The 16,439-nt window shown below is 74.0% G+C and carries 15 protein-coding genes; 9 read left to right on the forward strand and 6 right to left on the reverse strand.

The annotated features are described in order from the left end of the window. Positions 1 to 188 precede the first annotated feature (188 nt). Positions 189 to 656, forward strand: a complete 468-nt coding sequence (locus RQM47_RS11350) for a DinB family protein (RefSeq protein WP_311662932.1) — start codon at positions 189 to 191, stop codon at positions 654 to 656. A 58-nt stretch (positions 657 to 714) separates the two neighbouring features. Here RQM47_RS11350 and RQM47_RS11355 read toward each other — a convergent pair whose 3' ends face one another. The 3 genes from RQM47_RS11355 to dxr all read right to left on the reverse strand — a co-directional run bounded on the left by RQM47_RS11355 (position 715) and on the right by dxr (position 4,650). Further along, on the reverse strand, positions 715 to 1,509 hold the full coding sequence (locus tag RQM47_RS11355; protein ID WP_311662933.1) for an isoprenyl transferase: 795 nt from the start codon (positions 1,507 to 1,509) through the stop codon (positions 715 to 717). Positions 1,510 to 1,886: 377 nt separating this feature from the next. Beyond that, positions 1,887 to 3,332 (reverse strand): RIP metalloprotease RseP, encoded by a 1,446-nt coding sequence (rseP, locus tag RQM47_RS11360; RefSeq protein ID WP_311662934.1) that lies wholly within the window; start codon positions 3,330 to 3,332, stop codon positions 1,887 to 1,889. A gap of 112 nt (positions 3,333 to 3,444) precedes the next feature. Then, positions 3,445 to 4,650, reverse strand: coding sequence for a 1-deoxy-D-xylulose-5-phosphate reductoisomerase (dxr, locus tag RQM47_RS11365; protein ID WP_311662935.1), 1,206 nt, complete (start codon positions 4,648 to 4,650; stop codon positions 3,445 to 3,447). A gap of 110 nt (positions 4,651 to 4,760) precedes the next feature. Here dxr and RQM47_RS11370 point away from each other — a divergent pair, with 110 nt between their 5' ends. The 6 genes from RQM47_RS11370 (at position 4,761) to RQM47_RS11395 (ending at position 10,649) form a co-directional block, all read left to right on the forward strand. Further along, positions 4,761 to 6,641, forward strand: a complete 1,881-nt coding sequence (locus RQM47_RS11370) for a tetratricopeptide repeat protein (RefSeq protein WP_311662936.1) — start codon at positions 4,761 to 4,763, stop codon at positions 6,639 to 6,641. 163 nt (positions 6,642 to 6,804) lie between these two features. Beyond that, positions 6,805 to 8,061 carry an asparagine synthetase B gene (locus RQM47_RS11375; RefSeq protein ID WP_314009007.1) on the forward strand — a complete coding sequence of 419 codons (1,257 nt, stop codon included), beginning with the start codon at positions 6,805 to 6,807 and terminating at the stop codon, positions 8,059 to 8,061. Between the two features lie 149 nt (positions 8,062 to 8,210). Beyond that, positions 8,211 to 8,759 (forward strand): acyl-CoA thioesterase, encoded by a 549-nt coding sequence (locus tag RQM47_RS11380; protein WP_349256304.1) that lies wholly within the window; start codon positions 8,211 to 8,213, stop codon positions 8,757 to 8,759. Positions 8,760 to 8,767: 8 nt separating this feature from the next. Then, positions 8,768 to 9,193: a hypothetical protein gene (locus RQM47_RS11385; RefSeq protein ID WP_311662939.1), complete on the forward strand. Its 426-nt coding sequence runs from the start codon at positions 8,768 to 8,770 to the stop codon at positions 9,191 to 9,193. Beyond that, entirely contained in the window at positions 9,190 to 9,624 is a 435-nt protein-coding gene (locus RQM47_RS11390; protein WP_311662940.1) for a cobalamin B12-binding domain-containing protein, read from the forward strand. The genes RQM47_RS11385 and RQM47_RS11390 overlap by 4 nt, the downstream gene beginning before the upstream one ends. 89 nt (positions 9,625 to 9,713) lie before the next feature. Then, entirely contained in the window at positions 9,714 to 10,649 is a 936-nt protein-coding gene (locus tag RQM47_RS11395; RefSeq protein ID WP_311662941.1) for an SDR family oxidoreductase, read from the forward strand. Here RQM47_RS11395 and RQM47_RS11400 read toward each other — a convergent pair. After that, positions 10,633 to 11,079, reverse strand: coding sequence for an META domain-containing protein (locus RQM47_RS11400; protein ID WP_311662942.1), 447 nt, complete (start codon positions 11,077 to 11,079; stop codon positions 10,633 to 10,635). The genes RQM47_RS11395 and RQM47_RS11400 overlap by 17 nt on opposite strands. Positions 11,080 to 11,247: 168 nt before the next feature. On the opposite strand from RQM47_RS11400, the gene RQM47_RS11405 reads away from it, so the two are divergent. Further along, positions 11,248 to 12,696 carry a serine--tRNA ligase gene (locus RQM47_RS11405; protein WP_314009009.1) on the forward strand — a complete coding sequence of 483 codons (1,449 nt, stop codon included), beginning with the start codon at positions 11,248 to 11,250 and terminating at the stop codon, positions 12,694 to 12,696. Positions 12,697 to 12,780: 84 nt separating this feature from the next. Beyond that, entirely contained in the window at positions 12,781 to 13,605 is an 825-nt protein-coding gene (gene asd / locus RQM47_RS11410; RefSeq protein ID WP_311662944.1) for an archaetidylserine decarboxylase, read from the forward strand. A gap of 448 nt (positions 13,606 to 14,053) precedes the next feature. Here asd and RQM47_RS11415 read toward each other — a convergent pair whose 3' ends face one another. Then, on the reverse strand, positions 14,054 to 15,016 hold the full coding sequence (locus tag RQM47_RS11415; RefSeq protein WP_314009011.1) for an NAD-dependent epimerase/dehydratase family protein: 963 nt from the start codon (positions 15,014 to 15,016) through the stop codon (positions 14,054 to 14,056). A gap of 111 nt (positions 15,017 to 15,127) precedes the next feature. Next, positions 15,128 to 16,372: a pitrilysin family protein gene (locus tag RQM47_RS11420; protein ID WP_314009012.1), complete on the reverse strand. Its 1,245-nt coding sequence runs from the start codon at positions 16,370 to 16,372 to the stop codon at positions 15,128 to 15,130. Positions 16,373 to 16,439: the final 67 nt, after the last annotated feature.

Raw genomic sequence — 16,439 nt, forward strand, 5'->3', positions numbered from 1 at the left:
GCTGAGGCTCAGATCGGGCCGTACCCGGTACCCCGTACCCACCCGAAGGGTGCTCTAGTTGCCGAGGGCGGGGCGGCGCCCGCGATCCGCCCGTGCGGCGAGGGCGGGGCGGACATAGGACGGACATGATGACACGAGGGCGGCGACGCGGCAGCGTAGGCTGTCCCTCCACCTACGCCCCTCTCCTCATGGACACCCTCTTAACGCCAGACCAACTCCTCGACCACTGGCTCGGCCACCGCCGCCTCACACGGCGCACGATCGAGGCGTTCCCGAGCGACGACGCGTTCACCTCGTTCTCGGTCGGCGAGATGCGGCCGTTTGCCGGCCTCGTGGGCGAGCTCCTCTCGATGTCGGTCCCCACCCTCACGGGCGTCGTCTCGGGGGAGTGGCCGATGGAGCAGGCCACCCCGCCCGCGACCCGCGAGCGCGCGCTGGCGCGGTGGGACGCCGACACGGAGCGGATCGAGGAGCTGTGGCCGCAGATCCCCGACGGCCGGTTCCAGGAGGTCGACACGGCGTTCGGGCAGTGGACGATGCCGGTGTGGGAGCTCCTGTTCTACGTCGTCGACAACGAGGTCCACCACCGCGGCCAGGCGTACGTCTTCCTCCGTGCCCTCGGCGTGGAGCCCCCCGCGTTCCCGGACCGGGCCTGACCGGCCCCTCCCCCACCCCGCCCCGCGTCTCGTGGGCGGGGTGGCCGGGCGGGGCGGGCTAGCCCTCGCGCACGCCGCCGAACCGGCGGTCGCGGTCCTGGTAGCTCCGCACGGCGTCGTAGAGCGCGTCGCGGCGGAAGGCCGGCCACGGCCGCTCGGTCACGTAGAGCTCGGCGTAGGCGATCTGCCAGAGGAGGAAGTTCGACACCCGGAACTCGCCGGCCGTGCGCACGAGGAGGTCGGGGTCGGGCAGGCCGCGCGTGGCGAGGTGGGCCTCGACGGTCTCCTCGGTCACCGCGGCCGGGTCGAGCCGCCCCGCCGCGGCCTCCTCGGCGATCTGGCGGGCGGCCCGGGCGATCTCCCACCGCGCCCCGTAGCTGAGGGCGAGCGTGAGCGTCATGCGCTCGTTGGCGGCCGTGAGCTCGCACGCCTCGCGGAGCTCGCGCTGGCCCCGATCGGGGAGCCGCCCGAGGTCGCCGATGGCGTGGAGGCGGATGCCGTTCTCGTGGAGCTTTTCGGCCTCCTTGCGGACCGTCCGCACGAGGAGCTCCATGAGGGCCGAGACCTCGGCGGCCGGGCGGCCCCAGTTCTCGGTCGAGAAGGTGTAGAGCGTGAGGTAGCCCACGCCGATCTGGGCCGCCGCCTCGGTCACGTCGCGGACCGAGACCACGCCCTCGCGGTGGCCCGTCACGCGGCGCTTGCCCTGGGCCTTGGCCCACCGCCCGTTCCCGTCCATGATGCACGCGACGTGCGCGGGGATCGGGCCGCGCGCCTGGAGCGCGGCCTGCGCGGCGCGGTCGGACTCGGTCTGCGTGACGCCGGTGAGGGCGACGGCGGGCGGGGCGGTGTCCATGCGGCAAGGTACCGCCCCGCCCGGGCGGGGCGGAGGGATGGGCAATGAGGGATGGGGCAAGAGGTCGTCCTGTTCAACCGCCCCGCCCAGCGGACGCCGCCCCGGCCCTAGCAAAGCGCTGGGCGGGGTGGCCGGTCTCACGCCGCCCCGCCCAGCGCGGGCCGCGCCTCTCCCCTCTTCTGAAGATTCCCGGGCGGGGCGGTAGAGGTCGCGGAGCCACCGTGCCCAGCGCGACGCCTCTTCTCCTCCTCCCCGCCTTTTTCCCCCCGCCTCCCGCACCCGAGGGCGGGGCGGCTCCGACGGCGCCACCCCGCCCCTCTGCCCGTTCCCAGTTCCTATTCCCCAGTTCCCGGCGAGCCCGGCGAGCCCCGCGAGCCCTACCCGAACCAGCGGACGGCGTCGTTGAAGATGACGAACACCATGAGCGCCAGGATCAGCGCCACGCCCACCTGCTGGACCACCATGCGCACCTTGAGCGACGGCTCGCGCCGCGCGACGGCCTCGTAAGCCAGGAACACGAGGTGGCCGCCGTCGAGCGCCGGGATCGGGAGCACGTTGAACACGGCGAGCGCGATCGAGAGGTAGGCCACGAACTCCCAGAACGACCGGAGCCCGCGGTCGGCGGCCTCCTTCGACTGCTTGGCGATGATGAGCGGGCCGCCCACGTTCTCGCGCACGCTCTCGCGGCCCGTCACCAGCTTGCCGATGAACGCAAATGTGGCGCCCGTGATCGACGCCGTCCGCTCGACGCCCGAGGCGAGCGCCGTGCCCGCGCCGACCCGGTCGACGCGCTGGCCGAGCGCGGTGATGTCCTGCTGGATCCCCAGCACGTAGCGGTCGCCCGAGCGCCGCGGCGCGACGGTTGCCTCGTAGACCGTGGCCGCTCCGCGGTGCTGGACCACGCGGGCGCCCCCGGCGGCCTCCGCCCCGCCCTCCTCCAGCGAGTCCGGCCGCGCCCAGCGGACCGCGAGCGGGCGGCCGTCCGACGCCAGGATGCGGTCGGTGAGCCGGCCCCACGAGTCGACGGGCTCGCCGTCGACGGCCAGGATGCGGTCGCCGGCCTGGAGCCCGGCCTGGGCGGCGGCCGAGCCCGGGGCCGTCCCCGCGAGGACGGTCGGGAGCTGGATGTCGGCGCCGAAGATGCCGCCCAGCGAGACGGGCTCGCCGGCCTCCTCGACCTCCCGCTGCCGGCGCGAAAACCGCGTGAGGAGGTCGTCTGGCCCGTCCAGCTCCACCTCCTCCCCGCCCCGCTCGACCGTCAGGCGGAACGGGTCGGCCGAGAGCGCGCCCGGCGTGAACACCTCCTCGAAACGCTCAACGCGTTCGCCGTTGACGGCCACGATCCGGTCGCCCGTCTCCAGACCGAGGTCCGACGCGATCGAGCCGTCGGTGACCTCGAGGCGGATGTTCTCGAGCGGCGTGTAGGAGACGCCGTAGGCGAAGGCGAGCGCCGCGTAGAGGAGCGAGGCCAGGATGAGGTTGAAGACCACGCCGGCCGAGATCACGACCATCCGCTGCCACACGGGCTTGGCGCGGAACTCGTCCGGCGCCGGCTCGCTCTCCAGCCCCTCGGCGTCGAGGCTCTCGTCGACCATCCCGGCGATCTTCACGTAGCCCCCGAGCGGGACCGCCCCCAGCCGGTACCGCGTGGCGCCGACCTGCTTGTCGACGATGTTAGGCGGGAAGCCGATCGAGAACGCGTCGACCCGCATCTTAAAGAGGCGGGCGGCCAGGAAGTGGCCGAGTTCGTGGATCGTGACCAGGATGCCGAGCGCGACGGCGACCCAGAGGAAGTACGAGAGCGAGTTGAGGATCGCGTCCATAAAGAAAGGTCGGCTCGGGGGGAGCGCTGGCCCCGGGCGCCCAGGAGCGGGGTGGGGCGGTCAGTCGGGGGGCGGTCCACCCCGCCCGCGCGGGCGGGGTGGTGCGGGGCGGCTAGGCCGGCTGGAGGGACCGGGCGGCCTCGGCGGCGAGCCGCCGGGCCTCGGCGTCAACGGCGCGGAGGGCGCCGAGCGTGCCCGCCCCGCCGGCGGCGTCGGCCGCCCGCATGCCGGCCTCGACGAGCCGCGGGACGTCGGTAAAGCGGACGGCGCCGTCGAGGAAGCGGGCGACGGCCACCTCGTTGGCCGCGTTGAGCGCGGCCGGCGCCGCCCCGCCCGCGCGCAGCGCGTCGTAGGCGAGCGTGAGGCACGGGAAGCGCTCGGGGTCCGGCGCCACGAAGTCGAGCGGGCCGGCGGCCGGCCAGTCCAGCCGCTCGTGCGGCGCCGGCCACCGCTCGGGGTAGGACAGCGCGACCTGGATGGGCACCTTCATGTCGGGCACGCCCAGCTGCGCCTTCGACGAGCCGTCGACGAACTCGACGACCGAGTGGACGACCGACTGCGGGTGGACGACCACGCCGATCCGCTCGGGCTCGACGCCGAACAGCCAGTGCGCCTCGATCACCTCGAGGCCCTTGTTCATCATCGTCGCCGAGTCGACCGTGACCTTGGCGCCCATCGACCAGTTCGGGTGTCGGAGCGCCTCGGCCGGCGTGATGGCGTCGAACGTGCGGGCGGGGCGGTCGCGGAACGGGCCGCCCGACGCCGTGAGCAGCAGGCGCTCGACCGAGGCCGGGTCCTCGCCCACGAGGCACTGGAAGAGGGCCGAGTGCTCGGAATCGACCGGGACCACGACCGCCCCGCTCTCGGCGCAGGCGGCGGCCACGAGCGCGCCGCCGACGACGAGCGACTCCTTGTTGGCCAGCGCGACGCGGGCGCCGGCGCGGGCCGCGGCCAGCGTCGACGCCAGCCCGGCCACGCCGACGACGGCGGCAACCACGACCTCGGCGTCGGCGGCCAGCGCGGCCACGGCGTCGTCGCCGGCGGCCACCTCGACGCCGGTCCCGGCGAGCGCGTCGCGGAGCGGGACGTACGCGCCCTCGTCGGCGATCACGGCGCGGGCGGGGCGGACGCGCCGGGCCTGCTCGGCGAGCGCCTCCCACCCCGCCCCGGCGGCCAGCGACCGCACGCGGACGCGCTCGGGGAAAAGGGCGGCCACCTCCAGCGTCTGCCGCCCGATCGACCCCGTCGACCCGAGCACGGCGACCTCGCGCGGCGCGCTAGAGGGGCGGGGCGGGGGCGGGCGGAGGTCGGGGAGCATGGGCCGGCACGATCCCGCTCGGGCGGGCGTTGGGAGCGGGGCGGGGAAGATAGCGGGCGGCAGCAGGCGGGGCCGCCCGCGGCCTATGTTCCCGCCGCCCCGCCCCGCCCATGCGCCTCGTCCTCCTCGCCGCCCTCCTCCTCCCCGCCCTCGCGGCGGCGCAGCAGGGCGGGACGGTGATCCTCCGCGACGGCGACCGCGGCGCCGTCGGCGATCAGCAGGCGTACGTGCTGGCCCTCCAGCTCCTGGCCAACGGGCGGACCGGCGAGGCCATCCCGCTCCTCGAAGACCTCGTCGCCGCCGAGCCCGACGCGCTCCCGGCGTGGCTCAAGCTGAAGGAGGCCTACGCCACGGCCCGCCGCTTCGACGACGTGCTCGCCCTCGTCGACGGCCGGATCGCGCGCGTCGGGCCGGCGCCGGACCTCCTCGCCGCGCGCGGAGCGTCGCTCTACCGGGCGGGGCGGGGCGGCGAGGCCGAGGCCGCGTGGCAGAGCGCGCTCGCCGCGGCCCCGGACGAGGCGCAGACGTACCGGACCGTCGCCTCGGCGCTCGCTGACCTGCGGCTGTTCGTGCGCGCCGCCGAGGTCCTCGACGCCGGCCGCGAGGCGCTGGGCGACGACGACCTGTTCCGCCTGGAGCGCGCCCACCTCTACGGGCTCGGGCTGGACTACGCGGCCGCCGCCGACCTCTACCTGGACCTCCTGGCCGACGAGCCCGAGTACGCGCCGGCCGTCCGCTCGCGGCTCACGCGGCTGCTCGACGGCGACGGGGCGCCGGCCGTGTTCGCCGCGGCCGTCGACGCGGCCATCGCGCGCGACCCGCTCAACCGGGCCTACCGCGAGCTGGCCTCGTGGCTCGCGCTGGAGCGGGGCGACTACGACGCGGCGCTCGACGCCGTCCGCGCCCTCGACCGGCTGGAGGGCGAGGAGGGCCGGACGCTCGTTGCTTTCGCCGAGCAGGCCGAGGCCGCCGGCGCGGGACCCGCGGCCGGCGCCGCGCTCGACGAGGCGCTCCGCCGCTACCCGAACGGCCCGGTCGCCGCCGACGCGCTCCTCGCGCGCGCCCGCCGCTGGGACGCCGACGCCCGCGATGTGCCCCGCTCCGACGGCGCCGCCCCGACGCCCGCCGCCGACTCGGCGCGCGCCGCCTACGCCCAGTTCCTCGACCGCCACCCCGCCCGGCCCGACGCGCCGGCCGCGGCGCTCGCCCTGGCCAACCTGCTGCGCGACCGCTTCCGCGACTACGAGGGCGCCGAGGCCCGGCTTGCCGTCGCCGCCCGATCGCGCGACGAGGCCGTGGCGTCCGCCGCCCGGCTCGCGTTGGGCGAGGTGGCCGTCCGCCGCGGCGACCTCGACGCCGCGCGCGCCCGGTTCTCGGACGTCGACGAGGGCGTCCGCGTCGGGCCGGTGGCCGAGCAGGCGCGGTACGAGCTGGCGCTCATCGACTTCTACGAGGGCTTGGTGTTCTCAGCGCTCGCGCGCGTCGAGGCGCTCGACGAGAACACGGCGGCCGACGCCTCCAACGACGCCATCGCGCTGCGCGTGACGCTGGGCGAGACGCTCAACCAGGACGAGCCGCCCGAGGCCGACCTCGCCCGGCTCCGCACCTACGCCCGCGCCGCGCTCGCCTTCCGCCGCGGCCTCGCCGACGAGGCGCTCGCCACACTCGACTCGCTCGACGCCTCCGCCCCGCCCTCGTCGCCCGGCGCCGACGTCCTGGGCGACGAGTCGCTCTACCTCCGCGCGTCCGTCCTCCGCCGGGCGGGGCGGGCCGCCGACGCGGTCGACGCGCTGGACCGGCTGGCCGAGGCCTACCCGCTCTCCTTTTTCCGCGACCGCGCGCTCCGCGTCCAGGCGCAGGCGCTGGAGACCGACCTGGGCGACCGGGGCGGGGCGGCGGCCCGCTGGGAGCGCCTGCTCGAGCTGTTCCCCGGCTCGCTCTACGCGCCCGAGGCGCGCCTCGAACTGCGGCGCCTCCGCGCGGAAACGTGAGCGCGCGGGCGGGGCGAGCGGAAGGTGCCCGCCCCGCCCTCGCGCTTAGCCGGCAGGGCGGGGCGGCCCCTCGCGGGCGGGGCGGTCTCGGTCGCGTGGGAAAGATGTCGGCTCGGCGGCCGTTGTGCCCCCGCCCCGCCCCCGGGTCCACCCCACCCCGCCCATGTCGCGTCTTCTGCTCACCGCCTTCTGCACGCTGCTCACCGGCCTCCTCCCCGCCCGGGCGCAGGACGTGCTCATCCCGATGGACGAGGCGCAGGGCGACCACCTCCGCGCCTACGGCGCTGTCTACTGGGCGCTCGACCACGGCCTCCAGGTCGACTGGCTCCTCAACGTGCGGGGCGGGGCGTTCCTCGCTGAAGCCGCGCCCGAGTTCGAGACCGAGCTCCGCGTACGCGGCGTGTCGTTCGAGGGCGCCAACGGCGCTGCGGTCCTGGCGCAGGCCGAGTCGCCGGCGGCCAACACGTCGGTCGTGCGGCTGGAGAAGGCGCCGAAGATCGCCGTCTACGCGCCCAAGCAGACGCTGCCCTGGGACGACGCCGTGCTCCTCGCGCTCACCTACGCCGAGGTCCCCTACGAGCAGGTCTACGACGACGACATCCTGGCGGGGCGGCTGAGCGAGTTCGACTGGGTCCACCTCCACCACGAGGACTTTACGGGCCAGTACGGGAAGTTCTACGCCTCGTACCGGGGGCAGGCGTGGTATCAACAGCAGCAGCTCGAAGCCGAGGCCGCCGCGCGCGCGCACGGCTTCGCCAAGGTGCCCGAGCTGAAGCTGGCCGTCGCCGAGGCCATCAAGAGCTACGTGGAGGGGGGCGGGTTCCTGTTCGCCATGTGCTCGGGGACCGACACGTTCGACCTGGCCCTGGCCGCGGCCGGGCTCGACATCGTCCCGCCCGAGATCGACGGCGACGGCGTCACGCCCGGGGCCGCCGACGCCCTCGACTTTTCGCGGACGCTGGCCTTCCAGGACTTCCGCCCGATCCTGAACCCGATGGAGTACGAGCACTCGGACCTCGACGCCCCGCCCCCGCCGGCGCTCCGCAACCCGCTCGCCGACTACTTCACGCTCTTCGACTTCTCGGCCGTCTGGGACCCCGTGCCGACCATGCTCACGCAGAACCACGTGGCGTCCGTCCGCGGGTTCATGGGCCAGACGACGGCGTTCCGCGCCGACGCGCTCAAGCCGGGCGTCGTGGTCCTTGCCGAGAGCCCGGCGACCGGCGCCGTCCGCTACCTATACGGGCCGGCGGGCCAGGGCTTTTTCGCCTTCTACGCCGGCCACGACCCCGAGGACTACCAGCACTTCGTGGGCGACCCGCCGACCGACCTCGCGCTCCACAAGACGTCGCCGGGCTACCGGCTCATCCTCAACAACGTGCTGTTCCCGGCGGCCAAAAAGCAGAAGCAGAAGACGTGAGCAGAGGTGAGAATGGAGAATGCGGAATTGAGAAGTAAAGGCGGGGCGGGGTGGTCCGCGGCTGCGCGGCGAGCGACCTTCGCGGGCGGGGTGGGCGCCCTTTTTCCATTCTGAACTCTCTACTCTCCACTTTGAAGGGCACCTGCGAGATGACGGAGCTCGTGCTCCCCAACGACACGAACACGCTGGGGAACCTCATGGGCGGCCGGCTCCTCCACCTCATGGACGTGTGCGCGGCGATCGCCGCCAAGCGCCACTCGAACCGGACGGTCGTCACGGCGAGCGTAGACTCGGTCGACTTCCAGAACGCGATCGGGCTGGGCGAGGTCGTGGTGCTCAAGGCGGCGGTGAACCGGGCGTTCACGACGTCCATGGAGGTCGGCGTGAGCGTGTGGGCCGAGGACACGACGACGGGCCAGCGGCGGCGGTCGAACCGGGCGTACTACACGTTCGTGGCCGTCGACCAGAGCGGGCGGCCGATCCCGGTCCGCCCGGTCGAGCCCGAGACCGAGGCCGACCGCGCGCGCTACGCGGCGGCCGGGCGGCGCCGCGAGCTCCGGCTGGTGCTGGCGGGGCGGCTCCCGATGGAGGACGCCGAGTCGCTCCGCGAGCACCTCGCCGAGGTCGCCGCCCCGCCCGAGGCGGGCGGGGCGGAAAGCGGGGGCGGGGCGGGCTCCGAGGGCGGGGCGGTAGCTTAGGGCTCGCCATGCGCCTCCTCCTCCCCGCCCTCGTCCTCTGCCTCGCCGCCCCGCCCGCGGCGGCCCAGCTCGCCGTCGGCGGGCAGGTGGGGACGCCGACCGGGCTCTCGCTGAAGCTGGGGGCGGGGCGGGGCGCCGTGCTCCTCGCCGCCGGGTGGGACCTGGGCGACGCCGTCGAGGTCGAGGGGAATTACCTGCTCCGCGACCGCCAGCGCGTGGGGTCGTCGGGGCGCGTGGGCCTGTTCTACGGGCCGGGCGTGTTCGTCCAGGCGGGGAACGACGACACGGACGCCGGGGTCAGCCTGGCCGCGGGGCTGAGCACGTTTCTGACCCGGGAGCTCGAACTGTACGGGCTCCTCTCGCCCCGCCTCCAGCTGATCGGCGACACCGACGTCGACCTCGGCGGCGGGCTCGGCCTTCGCCTGACCCTATGACCGCCTCCTCCCCGCCCCACCGCCCCGTCCGCGTCCTGATGGCGAAGGTCGGGCTCGACGGCCACGACCGCGGCGCCAAGGTGGTCGCGGCCGCCCTGCGCGACGCCGGCATGGAGGTCGTCTACACCGGACTGCGCAAGACGCCCGAAGTCGTCGTGCGCGCGGCCGAGGAGGAGGACGTCGACGTGGTCGGCGTGTCGATCCTGTCGGGCGCGCACGGGACGGTCCTCCCGCGCCTCCGCGGGCTCCTCGACGCGGCCGAGATGCAGGACGTGCTGCTCGTGGCCGGCGGCACGATCCCCGAGGACGACGCCCGCGACCTCGTCGCGCGCGGCGTGGTCGACCAGGTGTTCACGCCGGGCGCGTCGCTGGCCGACATCGCCCGGTCGCTCTCCGACGCCGTCGTCGCCCGCCGCGGAGACGAGGGATGACGGAGGGATCGGGCACGGAGGGATGAGCGCGTCTCCCCGCCACCCCGCCCGCCCATCCCTCAATCCCCCTTCCCTCCACCCCTCCCCCCGTGCTCCCGCCCCGCATCCTCGTCACCGGCGCGAACGGGCTCGTGGGGCAGGCGCTCGCGCGCGCCGCCGGGCGGTGGCGCGGGGCCGACGTGCTGGCCACCGGCCGCCGCCCCGCCCTCGCGCTGGGCGGCTTCGCCGGCGGGACGGCCGCGCTCGACGTGACCGACGCCGACGCCGTCGAGCGGGCGCTCCAGGACTTCGCGCCGGACGTCGTGCTCCACGCGGCGGGCCTGGCCCAGGTCGAGGCGTGCGAGGCCGACCGCGAGGCGTGCTGGGCGCTCAACGTCGAGGCCACGACCGCGCTCGCCGCCGCGTGCCACCGCCACGGCGCCCGGCTCGTGCTGCCGTCGACCGACTTCGTGTTCGACGGCGAGCGCGGCCCCTACGCCGAGGACGCCCGCCCCGCCCCGCTCACGCACTACGGGCGGACCAAGCTGGCGGCCGAGAACGCGCTGAAGGCCTCGCGCCTGACCCGGTGGGCCGTCGCGCGGACGACGCTCGTGTTCGGGGCGCCCACCGGCCCCGCCCCGCGCCTCGATTTCGTGCGCTGGCTCGTGCGCGAGCTGGGGGCGGGGCGGCCCGTCCGCGTCCCCAGCGACCAGGTGCGGACGCCGACCTACGACGAGGACTTCGCGGACGGCGTGCTCCGCATCGTGCGGTTCGGGAAGAGCGGGACCTTCCACGTCGCCGGCCGCGAGGTGCTCACGACGTACGCGCTCGCGCTGCGCGTGGCCGAGGCGTTCGGCCTCGACGCCGGGCTCGTCTCGCCCACGACGACGACCGCGCTGCACCCGGGCGCGCCGCGCCCGCTGAAGGCCGGGCTCCTCATCCTGCGCGCCGAGACCGAGCTGGGCTACCGCCCGCGCCCGCTCGACGCCGCGCTCGCCGACCTCCGCGGCCGGCTCGGCGTGCCCCGCCCTAGCGCGCGCCGCTAGCCGCCCCGCCCGGGCTCGCGCCGGGGGCGGGGAGGAGCAGGACCTGCGGGCCGCCCGCGAGCGGGTCGGGCTCGACGACGAGGTAGAGGCCGTCGCGGCGGAGCGTCAGGAGGCCGGCGAAAAAGTCCTCCAGTTCCAGCTCGCCCGGGCCGCACCGTCGCCGCGTGCACGCGAGCGGCTCGGCGACTTCCAGCTGGTCGCCGCTCACGGCATACGTCCCGTTGCACACGTTGCACGACGAGACGCTGAGGCTGCCCGAGGACCCGAACGTGACCTGGCCCTCGCCGCGGAGCACCTCGCCGTTGCCGGTCACGACGCGCTCGACGGTCCACGTCGAACCGGGGACGTCCGCTTCGAGGCCGGTCGGCGTGCTGCCGCACCCGAGCGCGACGAGGGGCAGGGCGAGGCAGAGGGCGAGCGTGGGGCGCACGGGTTCCAGCGGGCGGGGTGGCCGAAGCTACGGCCGGCCCCGCGGGCGGGGCGGTCGTTGGAGAGGGGGCGAAGCCTGAGCGCCGGGCGGGGCGGACCGGCGGGGCTCGCTAGCTTGGCCGCCCCGCCCCCGTGCTCTTTTCGCCCGCCCCGCCCCCGGACTCCGCCCATGCTCGACCTCGACCTGATCCGCGACGACCCCGACCGCGTCCGCGCCTCGATGGAGGCCAAGCGGATCGGCGACCCCGGAGCCGTCGACCGGGCGCTCGACACGGACCGCGAGCGGCGCGAGGCGGTGACGGCGCTCCAGGCGCTCCGCGAGGAGCAGGGGGCGATGGGCCGCCAGATCGGGCCGCTGATGAAGAGCGGGAAGCGCGACGAGGCCGCCCCGCTCATCGAACGCTCGAACGAGATCAAGCAAGACGTGAAGGCGCAGGAGGAAGCGGTCCGCGACCTCGACCAACGCTTGAGGTCGCTGCTCCTGGAGATCCCCAACGTGATCCACGAGAGCGTCCCGGTGGGCGGGGAGGACGCGAACGAGGTGGCGGCGGAGTGGGGCGAGCGGCCCCAGTTCGACTTCGAGCCGCTCCCCCACTGGGAGCTTGCGGAGAAGCACGGGCTCATCGACTTCGAGCGCGGGGCCAAGGTGAGCGGGGCGGGCTTCCCGTTCTACGTCGGCCAGGGCGCCCGTCTCCAGCGCGCGCTCATCGCCCTGTTCCTGGACCTCGCGGTCGACGAGGGCTACACGGAAGTCGAGGCGCCGGTCCTGGTCAACGAGGCGAGCGGGGTGGGGACGGGGCAGCTGCCGGACAAGGAGGGGCAGATGTACGAGGTAAGAGGACTCGATACGGAAGTTGTTGAGCGGCTGGCCGAATCCTCCAAATACTTTCTAACTTTCCTAGGGCAACATGAATCTCCAATAGTTCAGCAGCAACTGAGCGATGACGAGCTGCAACAGCGACGTGACTGGGCTGAAGGAGCTCTTGAACGCGTTGAGTTTCAGTTAGCACGTTCACAGTCGCTCTACCTCGTCCCGACGGCGGAGGTGCCGCTGACCAACTTCCACCGGGACGAGGTGTTGGACGACGCTCAGCTCCCGCTCCTCTACACCGGCTACACGCCGTGCTTCCGCCGCGAGGCCGGTTCCTACGGGAAGGACGTGCGCGGGCTGAACCGGCTCCACCAGTTCGACAAGGTCGAGCTCGTCCGGTTCGTGCGGCCGGATGAGAGCTACCGGCACCTCGAAATGCTCCGCGAGGACGCCGAGCGGGCGGTCCGTGCGCTCGGGCTCCCGTACCGTCGGCTCGTGCTCGCATCCGGCGACCTGGGCGTGACGCAGGCCAAGACGTACGACCTCGAAGTGTGGAGCGCTGGCCAGGACCGCTGGCTCGAAGTGTCGTCGGTCTCGAACTTCGAGTCGTTCCAGGCGCGGCGCGCGAACGTCCGCTACCGGCCGGAGCCCGGGGCCAAGCCCGAGTTCGTCCACACGCTGAACGGGAGCGCGCTCGCGCTGCCGCGCATCGTGGCGGCCCTCCTGGAGAACGGCCAGCAGGCCGACGGGTCGGTCGTCCTCCCCGCCCGCCTAGCGGAGTACGCCGGGTTCGACCGAATCGGGTAGCCGCCCCGCTCGTTCGGGCGGGGCGGTAGAACCGGGCGGGGCGGCAGTCGGTAGGCGCCTCTCCCCTCCCCGCCCGCCCCGCCCGTGAGCCCGTTCGTCCGCCTCCAGCACGCGATCCCCCAGCATTTTCTGTCCCGCGCCATCGGCCGGCTCGCGGCGTCCGAGGTGCCGTGGCTGAGCGCCCCGCTCGTTCACCTGTTCGCGAAGGCGTACGCCGTCAACATGGCCGAGTCCGAGCGGCCGGGGCTCCGCGACTACCGCTCGTTCAACGACTTTTTTACGCGCTCGCTCGCGCCGGGCGCCCGGCCGGTCGACCCGGACCCGAGCGCGGTCGTCTCGCCGGCCGACGGGGTCGTGAGCCAGTCCGGTGTCGTCGAGCGGGGCGAGCTGATCCAGGCGAAAGGCGTCCGCTACTCGCTCGGCGGCCTGGCGGACGTGTGCGCGGGGCCGGAGTACGAGGGCGGGGCGTTCGCCACCGTCTACCTCTCGCCGAAGGACTACCACCGGGTCCACCTGCCCGTGGCGGGGCGGCTCGTGCGGACGGTCGCGATTCCGGGAAAGCTGTTCTCGGTCAACGCCTCGACCGAGGGCGAGGTCGAGGGGCTGTTCGCGATCAACGAGCGGCTTGTGTGCGAGTTCGAGACGGCGTTCGGCAAGATGCTGGTCGTTCTCGTGGGCGCGCTCATCGTGGCTAGCATCGAGACCGTGTGGGACGGCCCGCGCTCGCCCTACAAGACGAAGCAGGTCGTCGAGCACGACCGGGCGTTCGAGACGGGCGACGAGATCGGCCGGTTTTTGCTCGGCAGCTCGGTCGTGCTCGCGTTCGAGCGGGGCGGGGTGACGCTCGACCCGTCGCTCGTGGCCGGCGCCGAGGTGCGCATGGGCGCGCGGATCGGCGAGGGCGCCTAGCCCGCCCCGCCCGCGTGCGGCGAGGGCGGGGTGGTCTGGTCCCACCCTCACCGGGCGGGGTGATCTGCGTAGTCCCACCCCGCCCAGGGAGTCGCTGGGGCGGGGTGGCTCAGGCCGCTTTTACGCCGCCCCGAAGTCATCATCGCTGACGTCACGCTCCTGGCGGAGAACGCGGGCGACGTGCACGCGATCGGCCTCCTGCGCCATTGGGAAATAGAACACCGTCACCTTGAGGCGCGGAATGGTTACGCTCCTTAGCCCCGGGTTGATTCACTCCACCCCGCCCGCGCGGTGGCGCACGCGTCCTGGCCCTCGCCGGGCGGTGTGATCGGCCTGGTCCCGCCCCGCCCTCGTAGTCGCTGGGGCGGGGTGGCGCGTCGATTGTGGACACGGCAAGCCGTGTCCCTATGAGCGCAGATACCGCCCCGCCCTCGTCGGGCGGGGTGGCTCAGGACGCCTCGCGCTCGCGGAACCAGGCGACCGTCTGCTCCAGCCCGTCGCCCACGCTCACCGTCGGCTCCCAGCCGAGCACGTCGCGCGAGTGCGACACGTCGAGGACGCTCCGCTGCTGCTCGCCCGGCTTGGCCGGCCCGTGCTGCTCGGCCGCGCCCGCGCCCGTGTGGCGGTTGATGTGGCCGAACAGCTCGTTCACGTCCGTCTCGACCCCCGTCCCCACGTTGAACACGCCCGAACCGTCGAGGGCGAGGCCGGCGACGAACGCGCGGACCACGTCGCCCACGAACACGTAGTCGCGCGTCTGCGTGCCCGGCCCGTTGATGGTCACGCTCTCGCCGCGGAGGAGCCGCTGGCTGAAGATGGCGACCACGCCGGCCTCGCCGTGCGGGTTCTGGCGCGGGCCGTAGACGTTGCCGAAGCGGAGCGCCGCGTAGGGGAGCCCGTACGTCTGCTCGTAGAACCGGAGGTAGTGCTCGCTCACGAGCTTCGTGATCCCGTACGGCGACATCGGCCGCGTCGGGTGACTCTCCGGCTGCGGGCCGCCGCCGTTGACGTCGGGGTCCGGCTCGCCGTAGATGGCCCCGCCCGTGGACGCGAACGCCACTTTCTGCAGGCCGTTCTGGCGCCCGGCCTCCAGGAGGTTCAGGAACCCGAGCACGTTGACGTCGGCGTCGAAGACGGGATCGGCCACGGACCGGCGGACGTCCATCTGGGCCGCGAGGTGGCAGAGGGCGTTGAACCGCTCGCGCTCGAACAGCGCCGGCACCTCGTCCGAGCGGACGTCGAGTTCGTGGAAGACCGCCGCCTCGGGCACGTTGTCCACCACCCCGCCCGAGAGGTCGTCGAGGACGTGGACCTCACAGCCCTCCTCCACGAGCCGGTCGGCGACGTGGGAGCCGATAAAGCCGGCGCCGCCGGTGACGAGGACTTTCTTACCTGCGAACGAGAAGGCCATGCGGGGGCGGGGTGGTGCGTGAGGGCGGACCTAGAGGGCAAACACAGAGGGCGGGGCGGTGCCGAGGCGCGTGGCCGCGCACGGGTCCGCCCCGCCCCAATCTACCGGCCCCTAGGCCGACGGGAGGAGGGCAACCGTGCTGAGGCGGCCTGGCGCGAAGAGGTCCTCGGCGAGCGCGCGGACCTCCTCGGCCGTCACCGCCTCGATCTCGGCGACGACCTCCTCGACCGGGACCTCGCGGCCGTGGACGAGCTCGACCCGCCCCGCCCGCTGCATCCGGTTGGAGAGGCTCTCCAGGCCGAGCACGATCGAGCCCTTCAGCTGGTGCTTGGCCCGCGTCAGCATCCGGTCGCTGACCGGGCTCTCGGCGAGCTTGTTCAGCTCGCGCTCGATGAGCACACGGGAGCGGTCGACGCGGCTGGCGTCGGTCCCGATGTAGACGCCGACGTCGCCGGAGTCCGTCTGCACGTTGACGAACGAATACACCGAATAGCACCACCCGTACTTTTCGCGGATGTTCTGGTTGAGCCGGCTCGACATGCCGCCGCCGAGGATCGTGTTGAGGACCGACAGCACGGTCCGCCGCGGGTCCTGGGCGCCGAGCGAGCGCGTGCCCAGCACGAGGTGGGCCTGCTGGACCGGCCGCTCGATCGTCACCTCGGCCGGCGCGTAGCCGTCCGCCGGCTCGCGCTCCGCGGGGCGGGGCGCCCGCTCGAAGCCGTCGAGCAGCCGCTCGACGTGACGGACCACGTCGCGGTGCCGCGCCCGCCCCGCCACGGACACCACGAGCCGGTTGGGCACGTAGTGCTGGCCGATGTAGCCCTCGAGGTCGGCCTGCGAAAACGAGCGGACGGTCTCGGGCGTCCCGATGACCGGCCGGCCGAGCGGGTGGTCGGGGTAGAGAACGGCCTCGTAGTGGTCGAAGACGTGGTCCTCGGGGGCGTCCTCGTACATCTTGATCTCCTCGACCACGACGTCCTTCTCCTTCTCGATCTCGCGCGGCGGCAGCGTGGGCTCCGTCACCAGGTCGACGACCGTTTCGAGCGCGCGCCCCAGGTGCTCGTCCAGGCCGCGGGCGTAGAAGCACGTGTGCTCCTTCGTGGTGAAGGCGTTGAGGTAGCCGCCGACCGACTCCATCCGCTGGTTGATCAGGTACCCGCGGCGCCGCCGCGTGCCCTTGAACACCATGTGTTCGATAAAGTGCGTGATGCCGCCCTGTGCGGGCCGCTCGTCGCGGCTCCCGGCGTCGACCCACGCCCCGACGGCGACGGAGTGGACGGACGGGACGCTCTCGGTGAGGACGCGGACGCCGTTGTCGAGGACGGTCCGCTGGAATCCTGGCGTGATCTCGGGCATGCAGTCTGGTTTTTCCCGCCCGATGCGCGGGCGGGGCGGCCGGTTCCACCCCGCCCCGGCTTTCGCG

Source organism: Rubrivirga sp. S365, from assembly GCF_032248475.1.
In the GTDB taxonomy this organism is placed as follows: domain Bacteria; phylum Bacteroidota; class Rhodothermia; order Rhodothermales; family Rubricoccaceae; genus Rubrivirga; species Rubrivirga litoralis.

Bases quoted from the DNA above. Each gene is read 5' to 3' on its own strand.
- RQM47_RS11350 (WP_311662932.1), top strand. From the start codon at position 189: ATGGACACCCTCTTAACGCCAGACCAACTCCTCGACCACTGGCTCGGC.
- RQM47_RS11355 (WP_311662933.1), bottom strand. From the start codon at position 1,509: ATGGACACCGCCCCGCCCGCCGTCGCCCTCACCGGCGTCACGCAGACC.
- rseP (WP_311662934.1), bottom strand. From the start codon at position 3,332: ATGGACGCGATCCTCAACTCGCTCTCGTACTTCCTCTGGGTCGCCGTC.
- dxr (WP_311662935.1), bottom strand. From the start codon at position 4,650: ATGCTCCCCGACCTCCGCCCGCCCCCGCCCCGCCCCTCTAGCGCGCCG.
- RQM47_RS11370 (WP_311662936.1), top strand. From the start codon at position 4,761: ATGCGCCTCGTCCTCCTCGCCGCCCTCCTCCTCCCCGCCCTCGCGGCG.
- RQM47_RS11375 (WP_314009007.1), top strand. From the start codon at position 6,805: ATGTCGCGTCTTCTGCTCACCGCCTTCTGCACGCTGCTCACCGGCCTC.
- RQM47_RS11380 (WP_349256304.1), top strand. From the start codon at position 8,211: ATGACGGAGCTCGTGCTCCCCAACGACACGAACACGCTGGGGAACCTC.
- RQM47_RS11385 (WP_311662939.1), top strand. From the start codon at position 8,768: ATGCGCCTCCTCCTCCCCGCCCTCGTCCTCTGCCTCGCCGCCCCGCCC.
- RQM47_RS11390 (WP_311662940.1), top strand. From the start codon at position 9,190: ATGACCGCCTCCTCCCCGCCCCACCGCCCCGTCCGCGTCCTGATGGCG.
- RQM47_RS11405 (WP_314009009.1), top strand. From the start codon at position 11,248: ATGCTCGACCTCGACCTGATCCGCGACGACCCCGACCGCGTCCGCGCC.
- RQM47_RS11415 (WP_314009011.1), bottom strand. From the start codon at position 15,016: ATGGCCTTCTCGTTCGCAGGTAAGAAAGTCCTCGTCACCGGCGGCGCC.
- RQM47_RS11420 (WP_314009012.1), bottom strand. From the start codon at position 16,372: ATGCCCGAGATCACGCCAGGATTCCAGCGGACCGTCCTCGACAACGGC.